Raw genomic sequence first — 17,398 nt, forward strand, 5'->3', positions numbered from 1 at the left:
TCACTCGGCCAGTTCGGCGGCGAGTTCCTCCGCCACCCGTCGGCCGAGTTCGGCCTTGCTTCCGCCGTACTCCCGAACGCTGTGCTCGCGGACGAACACGGCTCGCGTCTCGTCTTCGCCCATCACGCTCGCGTCGTTCGCCACGACGAACGAGAGGCCGGCGCGTTCGAGCGTCTCGCGCGCGGCGGCGACCATCGCCGCGTCGTCCCCGCCCGTCTCGGCTTTGAATCCGACGATGGGGAGGTTCGGGTAGTCGTCTCGAATCTCGTCGATGAGCTTCGGCGTCGGGTGTAGATCCAGCGAGAGTTCCCGGCCGGAGCGAATCTTCTCCCCCGCGGCGTCGGTCGTGTAGTCGCTGATGGCCGCCACCGAAACCAGCGCGTCCGCCGGAAACGCCGTCACGAGGTCGGAGACGGCGTCGAGCATCTCCGCCGCCGTCTCCACCCGCACGTCGGTCGCGTAGGGGACGCTCTCGCCCGGGTGGACGAGGGCGACGTTCGCGCCGGCGGCGTAGCACGCGCGGGCGACTGCCCGTCCGGTCTTCCCCGAGGAACGACTCGTCAGCACGCGGATGGGATCGACGGGTTCGCTCGTGGCCCCGCTGGTGATGACGACGTTCTTTCCGTCGAGCGGGCCGGGGGTCGCCGCCCGGGCGACTTCGAGCGCGATGGTGTCCTCGGCGGCTATCTTCGCCTTCCCCTCCTCGATTCGCGGTTCGACGAACTCGACGCCCCACGACGCCACGCGCTCGATGGCGTCGAGCACGCCGGGGTGGTCGTACATCGGTTCGTGCATGGCCGGCGCGACGACCACGGGAACCTCCGCGCCGAGCGCCGTCGTCGCGCAGGTCGTCACCGGAGTGTCGTCGACCGCGCTCGCGATTTTACCGACCGTGTTCGCGGTGGCGGGCGCGACGAGAAACACGTCGGCCCACCCCTCGCGCCCGCAGAGTTCGACGTGCTCGACCCGCCCCGTTATCTCGGTGACGACGGGGTTGTCGGTGGCGTACTCGACCGCCCACGGGTGAATGATACCCTGCGCGCTCGGCGACAGCACCGCCCTCACGCTCGCGCCCCGTCTGCGCAGTTCGTGGGCCAACTCGACGACCTTCACCGCCGCGATGCTTCCCGTCACCCCCAACGCCACGTTCACTCCGGTGAGCATTATCCGCTATTGGGTGCGGAATCCGATAAAAAGTCACGGGTTCGACCCGCGGCTTACCTGCTCGTGCTCGCCCGGCGGGCCGCCTCCTCGACGAACCGCTCCGAGAGCGCGTCGATTTCGCCCGCCTGCACCCGCCAGAGGTCGGCGTAGAGGCCGTCGTTTTCGAGCAGTTCCTCGTGAGTGCCGCGTTCGACTATCTCGCCGTCTTCGACCGAGAGGATGGTGTCCGCCCCCTTCACCGTCGAGAGGCGGTGGGCGATGATGAACGTCGTGCGGTCCTCGGTGAGGCGGTCGAGACTGCGCTGGATGAGCATCTCCGTCTCGGTGTCGACGTCGCTGGTCGCTTCGTCGAGGATGAGAATCTCCGGGTCTTTGAGGATGGCGCGCGCTATGGAGATGCGCTGTCGCTGACCGCCCGAGAGCTTCACCCCGCGCTCGCCGACCCGCGTGTCGTACTTGATAAAGGTACTTGAATTTCGGCAGGACGGGAACCTGACGACGGGGACTGAGAGACGCGAAACGGAAGGCATAGTGTTCGCCCTTCCCGAGAGGAGAGCGATGTCGTGGAAACTGCTCGTCGTCGCCGGGGTGTTCGAAGTCGCGTGGGCCATCGGGCTGGAGTACTCCGACGGTCTCTCGAAGTTCTGGCCCTCGGCGGCGACGGTCGTCGCCCTCGTGATCAGCATGGTGCTCCTGGCGAAGGCCATCGAGACGCTTCCGGTCGGGACCGCCTACGCGGTCTGGACGGGTATCGGCGCGGTCGGAACCGCGACGCTCGGCGTCGTGCTCTTCGACGAACCCGCCGACCTGCTCCGCGTGGCGTTCATCGGTCTCATCGTCGTCGGCATCGTCGGCCTCCACCTCTCCTCCGGCGGGCACTGAGTCGAATCGGAGGGAGACGTTTCCGGACGGAGTCGGGCGGTCGATGGAGGGCGAACCGCCTCGATAGGTGCGAACCACCCCGATTGGGACGAACCGCCCAGTACGCGCCGGGGCGGCGAGGGCGCGTCGTCCGAGCCGCCAGCGCCGGACTTCGTTCGAGACCTCGCGAACGGGGCGAGCCGTTCGCTCGCCGTCCGCCGGAATGCTTACTTTCAGCCGCGTAAAACCGAAGAGACGTGGATCGCGTCGAACTCAGCACCGTCGTTCACGTGCCGCCGGAGGAGGCCTACGAGTTCCTCATCGACTTTCCGGGCTACGCCAACTACTCGAAACATCTGAAGCGCGTCACGCGACATGGCGAGGGCGGGCCGAGGACGGAGTACGACATCCACCTCGAATGGTGGAAGATAGGGTACACCGTCCGCTCGGAGGTGACGGAACTCGCCCCCCCGAACCGTATCGACTGGCGAATAACCAAGGACTTCAGCGCCCACGGCCACTGGCGGGTCGAGGAGGTGCCGGAGGAGGCACCGGAGGGGAAGGAGACCGCCTCGCGGGTATGGCTCTCCATCAACTTCGACGCCGATTCGGCGGACTCCGGGATGCTCGACCTCCCGATGTTCGTCTCGCTCGGCTGGGTCGTGAACAAGGTGAAACCGCTGGTGCTGAAGGAAGCGGAGCGGGTCGTCGCGCGAATCGTCGCGGACTTGGAGGGCGAAACGCGCGACGTGAACCTCGTAATTCACGAGAAACCGGACTCCGTCTGAGCGTTCGAGCGGCCTTATGGCGACTCATTCGACCTGCACGAGCAACACGCCCGCGAGCACCAGCCCTCCACCGACCACGGTCACGGGCGTTATCGGTTCGGCGAGGATGGCCGCGCCGAGCAGGAGCGTGACCACGGGTTCGACGGTGCTGACGATGCTCGCGCGACTCGCGCCGACTCTCCCCAGCCCGGCGAAGAAGGTGAAGATGGGTAGCGCGGTGGCGACCACGGCGATGCCGGCGACGACCGACCACTCGGCGGCCGTCGTCGGAATCGAGATGGTTCCCGTCGTCGAACCGAAGACGAAGTACGCGCAGGCCGCCGCCGGAAGGACGTGCGCGGTGAGTTGATCGGCGGGAACGACGTCCAGCGCGATTCTGCTCGCGGTGATGTAGCTCGCGTACACCGCGGCGGCCCCGAGGACGATGACGACGCCGCGCGGGTCGGCACCCGCCGGGTCGCCGCCCGTGATGAGCGCGACCCCGGTCAGCGCGAGGACGAGCGCCGCGCCGGTTCGGCGGGTCACGCGCTCCCCCAACAGGAGCGCGGAGAGCGCGACGACGAAGGCGGGGTAGGTGTAGAGCAGGATGCCGACGAGTCCGGCGGTCATGAACGTCAGTCCCCAGAAGTACAGTCCGCTCATCACGGCGTAGCCGAACGCACCGAGGCCGAGACCGACGAGGAGGGTGCGCCCCGAGAAACGATGGAGTCGGCCGCGAACCGCCAAGCCCGCCCAGACCAGCGCGGTGGCGAACACGAATCGAAAGAAGAGGAGGGTCGGTATCGACAGCCCCGCGTCCGCCGCGAGTTTGCCGAAGATGCCGAGGGTGCCGAAGCCCACGGCTGAGACGACCACCAGCGCGGTGCCGACCCGGTCGGTCATTCGTCCGGGGGTTCGCATTTCTGCGGTAAATACGTGTATTTGTTCGGCTCAAAAATATCGACTCGATTTCAAACTAGCCGAGGCGGACCAGCGCCGCCGTCGCGAACCGCTCGAAACCGAGTTCCCGCGCCAGCGCGACCGACCACGGCCACTCGTCCGCCGTCCGGTACTGCGGGAGGAGTCCCTCCGCGAGCGCGCGCTCCGTCGTCCGGGAGACGACGGCGCGGCCGTTCCCCTCGTTCCGGTGGTCCGGGTGCGTAACGACGCCGATGTGCGCGATGAAGTCGTCCCAGCCTTCGTAGCCCGCGGTCGCGACGAGGTCGTCGTCGACGAACAGTCCGACCGTCTCGCCGGGCGAAAATCGCGGAGCACCCTGCTCCCACTCCTCGTCGGGAATCGCCGCGCGAAATCGGTCGTAGGCCGATTCGTCGGCGGACGTCAGTACACGAGCGTCGGACGAGACCGGCGCGAACGATTCCCCGTCCGCGTACCCGTAGAACGCCGGGCCGAGCGCTCGCGTTACGGTTCCGAACGTTTCGAACCGTTCTCTGAGGGCGTCCTCGTCGCCGATGTCGAGCGGTTCCAAGCCGTCCGCGTGCCGACGGAGCGGTTCGACCAGCGACTCGGGAGCACCGACGACGAGCGATTCTCCGCTCCGGAACAACTGGACGCCGCCCTCGTCGGCCGCGCCGACGGCCACGCCGGATTCGTCGAACGCACCGTTCTCGACGCCGAGGCGGTTCGTCCAGTACGAAGCGAGGGCGTCGAGCGTTCGGGTCGTGAGCGTCACGTCTTCGACCTCGGTCGTTCCTTTTCGTCCACCGTGATAGGGGTTCGGGACGAAGGACGGTGGAAATATCGTCGTCGTTCGGTCGCGCGCCGACCGACGGAAGGCGGGTGTGGCTCAGACCAGACTACGCCCGTCGAATTCGCTCGCGGGGTAGTCGAGTTCCATCAGGTCGAGGATGGTCGGCGCGATGTCGAACAGGTCGACGCCCTCGTCGATGGTCACGTCGGCGTCCACGAACAGCGAGGCGTTGTCGAAGCTGTGCATCCCGTTTCGCGGGCCGGCGCCGAACACGTCGTCGTGGCCCTTGAACCCCGCCTTGAGGTCGAAGCCGTGGTTCGGGATGGCGACGAGGTCGGGCGCGATGTCCTCGTGGTCGCCGCGGAAGGCATCCTCCTTCTCGACCACGCGAGCGCACACCTTCTTCCCGTTCGGCCCCTCGAGGTTTTCGAGCATCCCCTTGAGTTCGGCGCGCTTTTCCTCGTACTCGTCCTGCGGAACGCTTCCGCGAGGTTCGCGCCCTTCGAGGTTGATGTAGAATCGCCCGGGGATGAGCGAGTAGGCGGCGGTGTCGTCGGCGATGTCGCCGAGTTCCTCGTGGTCGTCGTCCTGGTAGGAGAGCCACCCCTCGTCCGCGAGCCACTGGTTGAAGTGCACCTCGTAGTCGAGACCGGTGAACCCGTGGTCGCTGGCGACGACCATCGTCACGTCGTCGGCCAGCGCCTCTCGGAGCTTTCCGAGGTACTCGTCTACCTTCTTGTAGAACTCGATGAACTCCTCTTTGTACTCGCCGTCCTCCTCGTAATCGCGGAAGAGGAAGTGGTTGACCCGGTCGGTGGTCATGAAGACGCCGAAGAACAGGTCCCAGTCGTCCTGGTCGACGTAGTGACGGAACGCCTCGTAGCGCGCTTCGAGGGTCGCGTAGGCGTTCTCGAGGAACTCCGATTTGTCCGCCTCGTGTCCGAGTTTCGCGTTGGTGTCGATGCGGTAGTCGGTGGACTGCAGGTAGTCCCGCAGTTCGTCGGGGTACGCCGCCTTGTCCACGCCGGGCGAGAGGAACCCCGAAACCATGCGCTGGACGTTGCGCTGGGGCGGGAACGTGACCGGGACGTTCATCACCGTCGCGTTTCGGCCCGCGTCTGTCACGCGGTCCCAGATGCGCGTCGCCTGCACGTCCCGTCCCATCGGAACGTAGGTGTCGTACGAACCGACCTCGCGGTCCTGGAAGCCGTAGACGCCAGTTTGGCCGGGGTTGACGCCCGTCGTGAGGGAGGGCCAGCAGGCCGAGGATTCCGGCGGTACGATGCTATCTATCGCTCCCGCGCTCCCTTCGCTCGCCAGCGATGCGATGTTCGGGAACTCCGAAGCATTCTCCTTGAGAAAACTGTACGGCACGCCGTCGATGCCGAAGAAGGCTACCCGGGGGTCGTCGCCTCCACGGAGCCTATCGAAGAGACCCATACGCCGCCCTACCACAGGCGGCTACAAGAACCTTCGTTTCCATGCTACGGACTATCGAACCTACGAACTCTCAAACGCAGTGAACAACGCCTTCCGAGTGCTCGCGTCGATGAGCGAATCCAGCGTCCCGGCGTGTCGGCTGTCGACCTGCGCGAAGATACCGAGCGGGACGCGCGCGGTCGCGGCGTCCGCGTTCCCGCCCGTCGTCTCGCTCGCGTCGAACGCCCCGTCGAGGATGTCCACCGCGCTGGTGCGAACGTCCTCCGCGCGACAGGAGATGACGATGGTCTCCTCGTGTAATCCGAACACGGCCGCCGTCGAGACGCCTTCCAATCGGAGTAGCGAGTCCGCCGACTCCTCCAACGCGCTGACCGACGGAACCGCCCCGACGTTCGACACGGCGAAACTCGCCCGGCGCTCCCGGTTGGCGATGGCTTCGCCGAGCACGTCGAAGGTGTCGCCGCTGACGCCCGGCGACCGCAGGGCCTCGATGCGTCCGAGGTCGGCGTAGGCGTGCAGGAACCCGGCGGCGTCGTAGTCGTTGACGCCGTTGGCCCGGCGGAACTCCCGCGTTCCGGCGCGAACGCCGTAGAGGAGCGCGGTCGCCACGCGCTGGTCGGGGACGAGGCCCGCGTCGCGGACGAGGTCGGTCACCACGGTCGAGGTCGCGCCGTCGTCCGTTCGCGTGATGGTCAGGATGTTCTCCTCGGCGGTCGGTCGGTGTCGGACGACGCCGACGACCGGCGGGTTGTTCGAGAGGCGCGGAACCGCGCCGCCGCCGCCGATGGCGATGGCGGCGTCGCAGTCGGGGAGTCCATCGCCCGTCTCGCCGATGACCGTCAGGTCGACGTCGAAGATGTTGCAGAACGCCTTGCTGTCCTCGCCCGTCACCTCCCCCTCCGCGGCGATGCGCCCCGCGACGCCCCAGTCCTTGCAGAGGGCTTGCACGCCCACCGCCGCCGCGAGCGAGTCGATGCTCGCGCTCTCGGGAACGACGAGGGCGACGCGGTTCTGGCCGGCCACCGTCTCGCGGAGCGAGTCGACGGGCGACCGATCGGTGCCGCGGCGCAGAGAGCGAAGTTGGACGGCGTAGAGAACGCCGCCGCTGGAGAGAACGAGCGCGAGCGCGGCGAGCACGACCGGCGCGTTTTCGAGGACCGAACCGAGGAGCATTGCTATCGCATAGCTCCGCGCTAGCGTAAATAATTTCGGGTGAGCGACTGTGACAGTTATAAGACTAGTTCGGTTGGAGAGTTTGCTAACGAGTAAATACGCCTATCATCTGGCGGTCGGAGGAGCACTGCGGAAAAATTCGATGATACAAATTTCTGACCGTATCGACCGGATGACGGCTATCCGAAGTGTTCCGCGTACAGCTCCTGGGCGTGTTCGATGGCGTTCAACGCGGCCTCCCGATCCTCCCAGCCCTGCGTTTCGACTTCCTTGCCCGCTTCGAGGTTCTTGTAGGTGGCGAAGAACTCGTCTATCTCGTCTTTTTGCTGTTGCGTGATGTCGTCCACGTCCTCGATGTGGTCGAAGCGCGGGTCTTCGACGGGGACGGCGATGACCTTGTCGTCCTGTTCGCCGTCGTCGTCCATCTTCATGAGCGCGACGGGGCGCACTTCGATGACGCAGCCGGGGAACGTCGAATCCTCGACGAGAACGAGCACGTCGAATGGGTCTTCGTCGTCGTAGTACGACTGCGGGATGAAGCCGTAATCACCCGGGTAGTGGACGTTGCTGTGGAGCACCCGGTCGAGCATGACGCCGGGGATGTCCTTGTCGTACTCGTACTTGTTCCGGTCACCTTTGAGACACTCGACGACTGCGTAGATTTCCTCGGGAGCGTTCGGCCCCGTTTCGAGGTCTTCCCAGAGATTCGTCATGGGTCGTCTGCGAATCGACGGGAAGACCAAAAAGTCCTTTCGGCATCGACGCAAACCCCCCGTTACTCACTCGCTCGGTCATCCCGAAAGAGCACACGTCACCGCCGTCGAGAGTGACCACTCAGTAATAAAATCGAACGAAAGCGAAGAGAAACACCAAGAAACTTGAGAAGGGTTAAATATCTCGATTACATATCTCGTCGTGTCAAAGCCAATGTCAGAGGCACAAACACTCACCGAAAGCAGTACCGCCCGCGACCTCACCGCGTTTCAGCGGAACATCCTCATCGTCCTCACCGAGGAGCCGATGTACGGTCTCGCCATCAAGCGGGAACTCGAGGACTTCTACGACGCGGAAGTGAACCACGGTCGGCTGTACCCCAACCTCGACACGCTGGTCGAGCGCGGGCTGGTCGAGAAGAGCGAGTTGGACAAGCGCACCAACGAGTACGGCCTGACGCAGGACGGGCTGAGCGCAGTCGAGGACTCGCTGGCGTGGTCGCTCTCGAAGTTCGTCACGAACGAGGAGCGCGCGGAGCAGGTTCGCTCGCTCATCGAGAAGCACGAGTAACCGACTCGAACACGAGCTCGATCGATTTTTCGACGACCTCCTTCTGAGCGTCGCTTGGCCACGCGTTTCGTCGGAAGTAGTCGGTGCGGAACTCGTCGACTTCGGCGGCGGTCGCCGACTCGACGGGCCGGGCGTAGTGGTTGCTCATGAAGTCGGCGAACGCCTCGGCGTTCGCGCCGTGCACCTCGCCGTGGGCGTCGCGAACCGTCCTCGCGACGGCCCGGTTGTGTTCGTCTATCTCGCCCCAGTCGTCCGGGTCGCCGGGACCGTCGAGCGGAATCTCGACGGCGCGACCCGTATCTTCGATTCGCTCGACCCGAATCGCGCCGTCTTCGACCCACTCCGCGGGGTGAAGGACGAGGACGGTTCGCGCGTCGTCTTCGCGAATGCGCGCGATAAAATCGTGTTCGGCGAGCAGTCGCTCGCGCTCCGCTCGGTACGCCTCGGCTTCGTCGTCCCCCGCTTCGCGCGCGAGGTGCGTCAGTCGCTCCGCTTCCGAAATCGTGTCGTTCGGCAGTTCAGCCATCGTCTAACGCCTCGTTTACCAGTTTATCGGCGCGCTCGTTTACCTCCCGCGGAACGTGCTTGAGCGACCACGTCTCGAACTCGTCGAGCAGCTCCCGCGCTCGAACCCGTTTTTCGCGCAGTTCGGGGTCGTTCGTCTTCCACGCGCCGGTCACCTGCTTGACGACGAGCTGCGAGTCGCCCTTCACGTCCACGGTGTCGAACCCGTAATCGCGGGCGGCTTCGAGGCCTTGGACGAGCGCCTCGTACTCGGCCTGGTTGTTCGTGGCGCGTCCGATCCGCTCGCCGCCTTCCGCGGCGATACCGTCGCTGGTGACGATGACCCAGCCGGTCGCGGCCGGGCCGGGGTTCCCGCGACTGCCCCCGTCGAAGTAGACGTACGCGTGGCCGCCCGCGTCGCTCAGCAGCGCCTCGATATCCTGCGGGTTCGCGCCCTGGATGACGACTTTATCGTCGTACGCGACGGCGACGGCGTCGCCGCGCTTCGCTCGCCAGCGTTCGTACTCGTTCTTCCCCTCGGACACGATGACCCCGGCGCTGGCGAGCGCCTCGCGCGCCTCGTCCACGTCGCACTCGATGACTGGCATTGGTCGGCACTCGTCCGCGTGTAAGTAAACGGGTTCCGATACGTTCGACGTGCGTGCTACCGTCTGTCAGATATATATAGCTTTTGTCCAAGGGTTTAAGTGCTTCGAAGCTACTACTATAAAAGTGCGATGACACGGTCCACTCGCCAGCGGGAGCGCCAACTTGAAGGGGAGCAAACGGCGAACGAACGAGAGGGAGAGCGATCTTGTCCTGAGTGCGAATCTGATAATCTGGTCAAGAGTAACGACCGTTCCGAACTGATCTGTGACGACTGCGGATTGGTCGTCGAGGAAGAGCAGATCGACCCCGGCCCGGAGTGGCGTGCCTTCAACCATCAGGAACGCCAGCAGAAATCGCGCGTGGGCGCGCCGACCACGCAGACGATGCACGACAAGGGGTTGACGACGACCATCGACTGGAAGGACAAAGACGCCTACGGTCGATCCATCTCTTCTAAAAAGCGCAGTCAGATGCACCGACTGCGCAAGTGGCAGGAACGTATCCGAACGAAGGACGCGGGCGAGCGCAACCTGCAGTTCGCCCTTTCGGAGATCGACCGGATGGCGTCCGCGCTCGGCGTTCCGCGCTCGGTCCGCGAGGTCGCCTCGGTCATCTACCGTCGCGCGCTCAAGGAAGATCTGATCCGCGGGCGCTCGATCGAGGGCGTGGCGACCAGTGCGCTCTACGCCGCCTGCCGAAAGGAAGGCATCCCGCGGAGCCTCGAGGAGATCTCCGAGGTATCTCGCGTCGAGCGAAAGGAGATCGGTCGAACGTACCGGTACATCTCGCAGGAACTCGGCCTCGAGATGAAACCCGTCGACCCGAAGAAGTACGTTCCCCGGTTCTGTTCCGAACTCGAACTCAGCGAAGAAGTCCAGTCGAAAGCGAACGACATCATCGAGACGACCGCGGAAGAAGGGTTGCTCTCGGGCAAATCGCCGACGGGGTACGCCGCGGCCGCGATCTACGCCGCGTCGCTGCTCTGCAACGAGAAAAAGACCCAGCGCGAAGTCGCCGACGTCGCGCAGGTGACCGAGGTCACCATCCGCAACCGGTACCAAGAACAGATCGAAGCGATGGGAATCCACAGCTAAGACTCGTCCAGCTTATTTTATCGCCCCCGCCCGCCGAGTGTCAGCTATCGCGGTCGCCCGTTCCGCGAGTCGTCCTCGGCGGGTCGCCGAAGTCGTTCCCGGTCCGTCGCCCGCGACCGTAACCGCGGGACGACCGAACGTTCAAGCCGTCCGCGACCCTAGAGCGAGCGAATGCGGTTGGACGAGTACATCGACGACCTGCGGCCCGACGAGGAGGAGCGCAGACGCCGTCTCGCCGAGGAGAAGTCCTACGAGATTCTGGACTACGTGGACGATTTCGAGGAGCGGTTCTCGGAGGTGGCGCAGGGTGATTCTCTGTTCGGAAGCACGTCGCCCTCGGTGTTCGTCGGCCGGTCGTCGTACCCCAACGTCTCGACCGGAATCCTCTCGCCGGTCGGCGAGGAAGAGCGCGCGTCGGAGTTCGCCACCAGCGGCGACTGGTACCGGCGCGGCCTCGACATCGACAACGTGCTCCAGTACCGAACCGGGCTGTTGAACTCGAACCGCTCCGCGAAGGTGAACGTGGACGACGTGTGGGACGGATTCGTCGGCGTCCAGCGCGAGATCGCCATCGCCGACCGCCCGGTGGACGTGGAGATCGGCCTCGCCGAGAGACTCGACTTGGACGTGAGCGTGGACGACGTCGCAACCCCGACCGGCCCCTCCGCCCGCGCGGACTCGGCGACGCTGGCGGAGAATCCGCACGTCCCGCGCCCCGTCAAGAAGACGCTGGAGGACGACGACTGGCAGGCTCAGGGCGCGATGACCTACCTCTACCGCCGGGGGTTCGACGTGTACGACATCAACACCATCCTCTCCGCGGGCGCGCTGGGACGGGGGCGGAACCGAAAGCTCGTCCCGACGCGCTGGTCGATAACGGCGGTGGACGACACCGTCGGGCAGTACCTCCGCGGGCGCATCCGCGACGCGCCGAGCATCGACGAGACGCAGGTCTGGGTGAACGAGTACATGGGTAACCGCTACTGGGTCGTCCTCGCGCCGGGACGGTGGGAGTTCGAACTCGTGGAGATGAAAGCGCCGGGGAGCATCTGGAACCCCTCCCGGGACGACGACATCTGGATGGGGAGCGCCCACGAGGGGTTCGAGGGCAGAACCCAGTACGTCGAGGAGACGTCGGGGGCGTACTACGCCTCTCGGCTCGGCGTGCTGGAACACTTGGAGAGCATCGGCCGGCAGGCGAAAGCCCTCGTGCTCCGCGAGGTGAGCGACGACTACTGGGCCCCCGTCGGCGTCTGGCAGGTGCGAGAGAGCGTCAGAAACGCCTTCGACGGGGAGTTCGGCGAATCGGAATCGTTCCACGCCGCGGTTCGGAACATCGTGCCGGAGCTTCCGATCTCGATGAACCGACTCCGCCGAAAGTCCGAGATGGTCTCCGGCGTGCAGGCGAACCTGTTCGATTTCGGGCGGTGAGTCGACGATCGGTTCGTTGAAACGCGGTCCCCGGGCGTCCCGGAACGCATTTTACCGGGACGAGACTTACCAAATCGAGTAGAGCTGGAACCCATGCGCCGCCGTCGCCTCCTCACCCTGCTCGGTGCCGCAACCGGCGGGGGCTGTCACTCGATCGTGGGGGCGTCCCCTCCCGACGCGAACCCCGGTCGACGCGACACGCCGAACCTCACCGTTTGGCGCACCAGTAACCCGAGCGAACGCTGCGAAACGACCGCCACGACCGCCGAAGCCTCGACGGAGTGATTTCGAGCGGCGTCCCCTCGCTGGAGAGCGCGCCCCTCTTGTCCGTCGAGAGCGGCGCGCGGAATCTATCGGTCGTCGAATGCCGCTTTCAACGACACTCCAGCTACGAGGGGACGTTTCGAGACGGTGACACCGAGTGCAACGCCGAGCGGAACGACGCCGACGAGCGCGAGCGCCACCGCCGGCGTCGTCGCGTCCGCGACTCGGCCGCCGACCAGCAGGAAGGGAACGCGAACGACGGCACCGACGAAGGCGACGGCGCTCAGCGTCGTCGCCCGGCCGGCGGAGTCCGCGCGGTCGTTCAGATAGGCGCTGTGGATCGGACGGACCACGTCGCCGCAGGTCCGAAAACCGACGATGGCCGAGAGCGTCGCGGCCGCGGCGAGGGACCCGCCGAACAGCCGAGTTCCGACGAGCGGCACCAGCATCGCGGCCCCGCCGACACCGACCAGCGCGAGCAACGCGGTGACCGACCCGAGCGATTCGCGGAGCGCGTCGGCCCGGTCGACGGCGAAGGCCGACAGCGCGGTGAACGTCGCGTAGAGGCAACCGAGGACGACGAACTCCGGAAGCGGCGCGCCCGCGACCGTCGCGGTGGTTCGGGGCAGGGTCCGGACGACCACGGGTTGAAGGTAGTCGCCGGCGGCGGACAGGGACCCGACGAAGACGGCCACGACGGCGATGACGACGCGGAGGCCGGGACGACCGAGGAAGTGACGAATCAGCGAAAGCGCGCGACGCGGGCCGAGGGAAGTATCCCCACCCTCGTCGGTGCTCGCTCCTCGATACCGAGCGTTCGCGGGGAGCGACGCGACGATAGCGACGCCCGACCAACTGAGCGCGGCCGCGCAGGCGAACGGAGCCAGCGGTTCGACCACGTAGAGGAATCCGCCGGCGACCATCGTCGTCGCGGTAACCCAGAGTCGCAGCGCCGCACCGCGGCTCTCGATTTCGGTGTATCGTTCCGCCTCGTCCGCCTCGTCGAGGGCGTCGTACAGCCACGCCTCGGTGCTCCCGGACTGGAAGGCGCTGGCGAGACCGAAGACGACGAAGACGCTCACGACGGCGGTCGTCGAGCGCACGAACGCCCACGAGGAGACGCCGACCGCGAACAGCGTCTGGCTGAGCAGGAGGCTCCTCCTGCGACCGAGACGGTCGCCGACGTAGCCGCTCGGCACCTCGCCGAGGACGGCGACCGCGGCCATCGCGGACCCCCCGAGCGCGAGGTCGGTGAACGTCACTCCGCGACTCACGAGAAAGACGTTCAAGAACGGCCCGATGAAGCCGATAGCGCTGACACAGCGGTACGCGTAGTACGTCACCACCGCCCGACGGAGGTTGGTCACCGCGACCACCTCCGGGTGCGACGCCGGGGGGCGGGGCGGCCGGGGAATCGATGGACGGGTCCCTCTCGTCGGAGGAGAGGGCACGCGAAACGGTTCTGTCGGTCTGAACTGCGGGTGGATCGTCGAAACATGTGGCGTGACGGATGGGATAACAGTCACAACGCTAGTCACCGCGAGGTATCGCCGGGAGCTACACCCGTCACTGCGCGGTGTCGCGTCGGTGGGACTCCGTTCGGAGTGTCACGCCGCGTTCGACATGGACCGATGTTTTTCCGGTTTCGTGATAAGTGTATCGGGAGCGAAAGTCACACCCCCGCACCGGGCCCCGACCGTCACAACCAGCCTTCCTGCCGGAAGTAGACGACCAGAACCACCGTCACGAGTAACATACCCAGCATCACGGCGGGGTAGCCGTACGTCCAGCCCAACTCCGGCATGTTGTACGGGCTGTCCGCGAAGTTCATCCCGTACAGGCCGACGACGAACGTCAGGGGGAGGACGATGGTGGCGACGACGGTGAGCTTCTTCATCACCTCGTTGGTCGAGACGGAGAGCGAGTTGAGGTAGATGTCGCGCGCGCCGCTCGCCAGGTCGCGATACGTCTCGGTCAGGTCGACCAGTTGAACGAGGTGGTCGTACACGTCGCGGAAGTACTTCTCCGTCTCCGGGCGCACCTCCTCGGGGTCGCCGCGGGCGAGGTAGCCCACCGCCTCTCGCGTCGGCCACGCGAGTTTGCGAAACGAGAGCAGTTCCCGTCGGACGCTGTTTATCGACTCCAGCGTCTCGATGTCCGTCTCCGTGATGACGGCGTCCTCCACCTCCTCGATCCGATCTTCTATCAGGTCGAGGACGTCGAAGTAGCTGTCCACGATTCCGTCGCAGATGCGGTACGCCGTGAAATCCGCGCCGCGCCCGAGGATGCGCCGGTCGCCGTCGAGCGCTGCCCGCCAGATGCGCTCGACGGCATCGATGTCGTGCTCCGAGAGCGTGACCAACCAGTCCTCGCCGACGAACAGGCCGACCGATTCGGCCCGAATCTCCCCTTGAAACGTGGTGTCGCCGCGAGCCAGACCGGCCGTTTTGAGCAGGACGAAGGTGTACCCCTCGAACTCCTCGGTTTTCGGCCTGACGCCGTTGCGGATGTCCTCGACCGAGAGGTGGTGGATGCCGAACTCCTCGGCGACCCGTTCCAGTTCGACGGGCGTCGCTCCGGTCGCCCGAACCCACACGCTCCCCGGTTCCGCCCGGGCGGTCTCCATATCGCGGAACGTTTCGACTGTCTCGTCCGAGAACGCCAGCGACTCGACCGTCATCGCGGCTCCTCCGACGGCGTCGCGTTTCCGATGGCGAGGAGCGTGACGCCGACCATGACGCCGGTTATGGAGAACGCCCGACCGGGGTACGATGCGACCAGTCCGAACACGTAACCCGCCAGTCCGAGGACCGTCAGCGCGAGGCCGACGGCGAGGGTGCGGTTCATAGTCTCCGTACCGGAGAGGGGAGAAAAAACGTTACCCGATTACTTCTCGTGTTCGACGCCCTCGACGAGGCGGTAGACGCCCTCCGACTCGTCTAGCTGCTTCGGATAGATCGCCATCGCCACCACGATGTCGTCTCCGTGTTTGACCTTCGCCACGTGGATGGACACTTCGATCGTCGCGCCGTTGGACTTCGCGGTCGTCGTGAACTCCGACACCTCGGTCTTCGTTCCGAGCATCGTCACTCGCTTCGAACCGGTCTTTCGGAGGTCGTCGACGTTCGCGTAGCCGGAGACGAACCGCTCGACCAGCTTTCGGTCGTCGTACTTCGCCAGCGGGTTGAACGTCTTCCCGGCGACCTCGACCTTCGGGCTGCTGATAACCACGAACTTCGAGACGGTTCCCTCCGCGATTCCCGACACTCCGACCGACTTCTCGTACTGGGCGACCCAGTTCGTCACTTTGACCTCGCGGCTCTGTCCGGCCGCTTCGAACGTTCGTTTCGCGGTCTTCCGCTCGACGCTCGCCTTCTCGTACCCCGCCCCCGAGAGCGCCTCGTTCCCGACCGTCGCCTTGTTCGCGCTGAAGGCGAGGGAGTCCCCGAGAATGAAACCGAGACAGCCGCTCGAGAGGACGAGAACCGCCAGAAACGCGCCAGCGAGTATTTTGCGTGCCATATGAACCATCCGTACACGACCATCCAGTATAAACCCGACGACTGCGAAAACGGAAATTTGAGCGACGGTTCGAGCGCGCTACGGGAGTTTGAACGAGGCCCCGGAGTCGGTGTCCTGCACGTCGACGCCGAGGGCACGGAGTTCGTCGCGCAGGGCGTCCGCGCGCTCGTAGTTGCCCGCCTCGCGCTCCCCTTCGCGCAGGTCGAGGACGAGTTCCACGAGGTCCTCCGCGAGTCGCACGTCGCCGCCCGTCTCGCCGCCGAGGGTGAATCCGAGTACGTCGCCGCCGAGTTCCCCGAACGTCTCGACCGCTCTCCTGAGCCCCTCGTAGTCGTACTCCTCGCGGTCGTCGACGTGGCGGTTGACCGCGGTCACGAGGTCGAGCAGGGCCGCCAGCGCGCGACGGGTGTTGAAGTCGTCGTTCATCGCGCTCTCGAAATCGGCGCGGGTCTCCTCGACCGCCACGCGCAGGTCGTCGTCCGCGACCTTCGTCCGGGCGTCCGGGTCGTCGAGCGCCTCCACCGCGCGGTCGTACCCTCCCGAAAGTCGCTCCCACCGGTCGACGGCCTCGCTCACCGTCTCGTCGCTGTACGTCTGGGGGTTGCCGTACGACGTGGAGAGGAGGAACATCCGAACCGCGTTCGCGCCGAGTTCCGCCACCGCGTCCCTGACGGTGAAGAAGTTCTGGAGGCTGGAACTCATCTTCTCGCCCTCGGTTTCGAGCAGGCGAACGTGGAGCCAGTAGCGGGCGAACCGGTGGCCGGTCGCCGCCTCGCTCTGGGCCACCTCGTTCTCGTGGTGCGGGAAGACGAGGTCCTGGCCGCCGACGTGGATGTCGATGGTCTCGCCGAGGTGTTTCATGCTCATCGCCGAGCACTCGATGTGCCACCCCGGTCGGCCCTCGCTCCACGGCGACTCCCACGTCCGACCGGAAGGACGGGAGACCGCGTAGTCGGTGTCCGAGTCGCGGTGTTCCTCGATGGCGTCCTCGCTCACCCCGTCCGCCTTCCAGAGCGCGAAGTCCGCGGGGTGGCGCTTGTCGCCGCGCTCCTCCTCTTCCCCCTGCGCCTCCATCTCCTCGACGCGCTGGTTCGAGAGTTTGCCGTAGTCGTCGAACGTCGTCACGTCGAAGTAGACGGAGCCGTTCGATTCGTAGGCGTACCCCGCCTCGACCAGCGTCTCGATGAGGTCGATTATCTCCGGGAGGTGCTCGCTGACCCGGGGGTAGACGTCCGCCCGCAGGAGGTTCAGGTCGCGCATGTCGCGGATCGTTTGCGTGATGAAGGTGCGGGCGACCTCGGCCTCGTCCTCGCCGAGGTCGTCTTCGCCGGCCCGCGCCGCGATCTTCTCGTTCACGTCGGTGAAGTTCTCGACGTGGCGCACGTCGTAGCCGAGGTGTTCCAGCCATCGGTGCATCACGTCCGTGTGCACCCATCCCCGCGCGTGGCCGAGGTGCGCGTAGTCCGAGACGGTCAGTCCGCAGTAGTAGAGGAGCACGGAATCGGGATCGCCCGGTTCGAACGGTTCCCGCTCTCCCGTGAGCGTGTTCGTAACGGAGAGTGTCATGGCAAAGG

The 17,398-nt window shown here is 65.8% G+C and carries 19 protein-coding genes and 1 pseudogene; 6 read left to right on the forward strand and 14 right to left on the reverse strand.

Annotated elements, in window-relative coordinates; genetic code table 11:
* Both coaBC and LIX00_RS03330 read right to left on the reverse strand, forming a co-directional pair.
* Complete coding sequence (gene coaBC, locus LIX00_RS03325; protein ID WP_227354766.1) at window positions 1-1,164, reverse strand: bifunctional phosphopantothenoylcysteine decarboxylase/phosphopantothenate--cysteine ligase CoaBC; 1,164 nt, start codon at window positions 1,162-1,164, stop codon at window positions 1-3.
* A gap of 53 nt (window positions 1,165-1,217) precedes the next feature.
* Window positions 1,218-1,619, reverse strand: a pseudogene (locus tag LIX00_RS03330) (ATP-binding cassette domain-containing protein); the annotation flags it as partial.
* A gap of 103 nt (window positions 1,620-1,722) precedes the next feature.
* Here LIX00_RS03330 and sugE point away from each other — a divergent pair.
* Together sugE and LIX00_RS03340 are read left to right on the forward strand one after the other, a co-directional pair.
* Window positions 1,723-2,046, forward strand: coding sequence for a quaternary ammonium compound efflux SMR transporter SugE (gene sugE, locus LIX00_RS03335; protein ID WP_227354767.1), 324 nt, complete (start codon window positions 1,723-1,725; stop codon window positions 2,044-2,046).
* Between the two features lie 236 nt (window positions 2,047-2,282).
* On the forward strand, window positions 2,283-2,813 hold the full coding sequence (locus tag LIX00_RS03340; protein WP_227354768.1) for an SRPBCC family protein: 531 nt from the start codon (window positions 2,283-2,285) through the stop codon (window positions 2,811-2,813).
* Between the two features lie 24 nt (window positions 2,814-2,837).
* Here LIX00_RS03340 and LIX00_RS03345 read toward each other — a convergent pair whose 3' ends face one another.
* The 5 genes from LIX00_RS03345 to LIX00_RS03365 all read right to left on the reverse strand — a co-directional run bounded on the left by LIX00_RS03345 (window position 2,838) and on the right by LIX00_RS03365 (window position 7,829).
* On the reverse strand, window positions 2,838-3,695 hold the full coding sequence (locus LIX00_RS03345; RefSeq protein WP_227354769.1) for a DMT family transporter: 858 nt from the start codon (window positions 3,693-3,695) through the stop codon (window positions 2,838-2,840).
* Window positions 3,696-3,768: 73 nt separating this feature from the next.
* Window positions 3,769-4,485, reverse strand: a complete 717-nt coding sequence (locus tag LIX00_RS03350; RefSeq protein WP_227354770.1) for a GNAT family N-acetyltransferase — start codon at window positions 4,483-4,485, stop codon at window positions 3,769-3,771.
* 114 nt (window positions 4,486-4,599) lie between these two features.
* Window positions 4,600-5,943 carry an alkaline phosphatase family protein gene (locus tag LIX00_RS03355; protein ID WP_227354771.1) on the reverse strand — a complete coding sequence of 448 codons (1,344 nt, stop codon included), beginning with the start codon at window positions 5,941-5,943 and terminating at the stop codon, window positions 4,600-4,602.
* 60 nt (window positions 5,944-6,003) lie between these two features.
* Window positions 6,004-7,116, reverse strand: coding sequence for a DHH family phosphoesterase (locus tag LIX00_RS03360; RefSeq protein ID WP_227354772.1), 1,113 nt, complete (start codon window positions 7,114-7,116; stop codon window positions 6,004-6,006).
* Window positions 7,117-7,295: 179 nt separating this feature from the next.
* The gene (locus LIX00_RS03365; protein ID WP_227354773.1) at window positions 7,296-7,829 is read right to left on the reverse strand and encodes an inorganic diphosphatase; all 534 of its coding nucleotides are present in this window, start codon (window positions 7,827-7,829) and stop codon (window positions 7,296-7,298) included.
* A 214-nt stretch (window positions 7,830-8,043) separates the two neighbouring features.
* On the opposite strand from LIX00_RS03365, the gene LIX00_RS03370 reads away from it, so the two are divergent.
* Window positions 8,044-8,400: a PadR family transcriptional regulator gene (locus LIX00_RS03370; RefSeq protein WP_227354774.1), complete on the forward strand. Its 357-nt coding sequence runs from the start codon at window positions 8,044-8,046 to the stop codon at window positions 8,398-8,400.
* On the opposite strand, the gene LIX00_RS03375 is transcribed toward LIX00_RS03370, so the two are convergent.
* Together LIX00_RS03375 and rnhA are read right to left on the reverse strand one after the other, a co-directional pair.
* Complete coding sequence (locus LIX00_RS03375) at window positions 8,381-8,926, reverse strand: DUF7108 family protein (RefSeq protein ID WP_227354775.1); 546 nt, start codon at window positions 8,924-8,926, stop codon at window positions 8,381-8,383. The two genes, LIX00_RS03370 and LIX00_RS03375, sit on opposite strands and share 20 nt — an antisense overlap.
* Window positions 8,919-9,512, reverse strand: a complete 594-nt coding sequence (gene rnhA / locus LIX00_RS03380) for a ribonuclease HI (protein ID WP_227354776.1) — start codon at window positions 9,510-9,512, stop codon at window positions 8,919-8,921. Before rnhA ends, LIX00_RS03375 begins: the two co-directional genes overlap by 8 nt.
* 129 nt (window positions 9,513-9,641) lie before the next feature.
* Between rnhA and LIX00_RS03385 the strand changes: the two genes are divergently transcribed.
* The 3 genes from LIX00_RS03385 (at window position 9,642) to LIX00_RS03395 (ending at window position 12,323) form a co-directional block, all read left to right on the forward strand.
* On the forward strand, window positions 9,642-10,607 hold the full coding sequence (locus tag LIX00_RS03385; protein ID WP_227354777.1) for a transcription initiation factor IIB: 966 nt from the start codon (window positions 9,642-9,644) through the stop codon (window positions 10,605-10,607).
* 171 nt (window positions 10,608-10,778) lie between these two features.
* Window positions 10,779-12,038, forward strand: coding sequence for a DNA repair protein NreA (nreA, locus tag LIX00_RS03390; RefSeq protein WP_227354778.1), 1,260 nt, complete (start codon window positions 10,779-10,781; stop codon window positions 12,036-12,038).
* Window positions 12,039-12,131: 93 nt separating this feature from the next.
* The gene (locus tag LIX00_RS03395; RefSeq protein ID WP_227354779.1) at window positions 12,132-12,323 is read left to right on the forward strand and encodes a hypothetical protein; all 192 of its coding nucleotides are present in this window, start codon (window positions 12,132-12,134) and stop codon (window positions 12,321-12,323) included.
* Between the two features lie 65 nt (window positions 12,324-12,388).
* Here the strand turns inward: LIX00_RS03395 and LIX00_RS03400 are convergent, their stop codons facing one another.
* The 5 genes from LIX00_RS03400 to cysS form a co-directional block, all read right to left on the reverse strand.
* A complete protein-coding gene (locus LIX00_RS03400) occupies window positions 12,389-13,669 on the reverse strand; it encodes an MFS transporter (protein ID WP_227354780.1) in 1,281 nt (426 codons plus the stop codon).
* 332 nt (window positions 13,670-14,001) lie between these two features.
* On the reverse strand, window positions 14,002-14,982 hold the full coding sequence (gene corA / locus LIX00_RS03405; protein ID WP_227354781.1) for a magnesium/cobalt transporter CorA: 981 nt from the start codon (window positions 14,980-14,982) through the stop codon (window positions 14,002-14,004).
* A complete protein-coding gene (locus LIX00_RS03410; RefSeq protein ID WP_227354782.1) occupies window positions 14,979-15,149 on the reverse strand; it encodes a hypothetical protein in 171 nt (56 codons plus the stop codon). The genes corA and LIX00_RS03410 overlap by 4 nt, the downstream gene beginning before the upstream one ends.
* A 39-nt stretch (window positions 15,150-15,188) precedes the next feature.
* Entirely contained in the window at window positions 15,189-15,824 is a 636-nt protein-coding gene (locus LIX00_RS03415) for a DUF6517 family protein (RefSeq protein ID WP_227354783.1), read from the reverse strand.
* Between the two features lie 78 nt (window positions 15,825-15,902).
* Window positions 15,903-17,390 (reverse strand): cysteine--tRNA ligase, encoded by a 1,488-nt coding sequence (cysS, locus tag LIX00_RS03420; RefSeq protein ID WP_227354784.1) that lies wholly within the window; start codon window positions 17,388-17,390, stop codon window positions 15,903-15,905.
* Window positions 17,391-17,398 lie beyond the last annotated feature (8 nt).

Source organism: Haladaptatus salinisoli (assembly GCF_020614375.1).
GTDB lineage: Archaea > Halobacteriota > Halobacteria > Halobacteriales > Haladaptataceae > Haladaptatus > Haladaptatus salinisoli.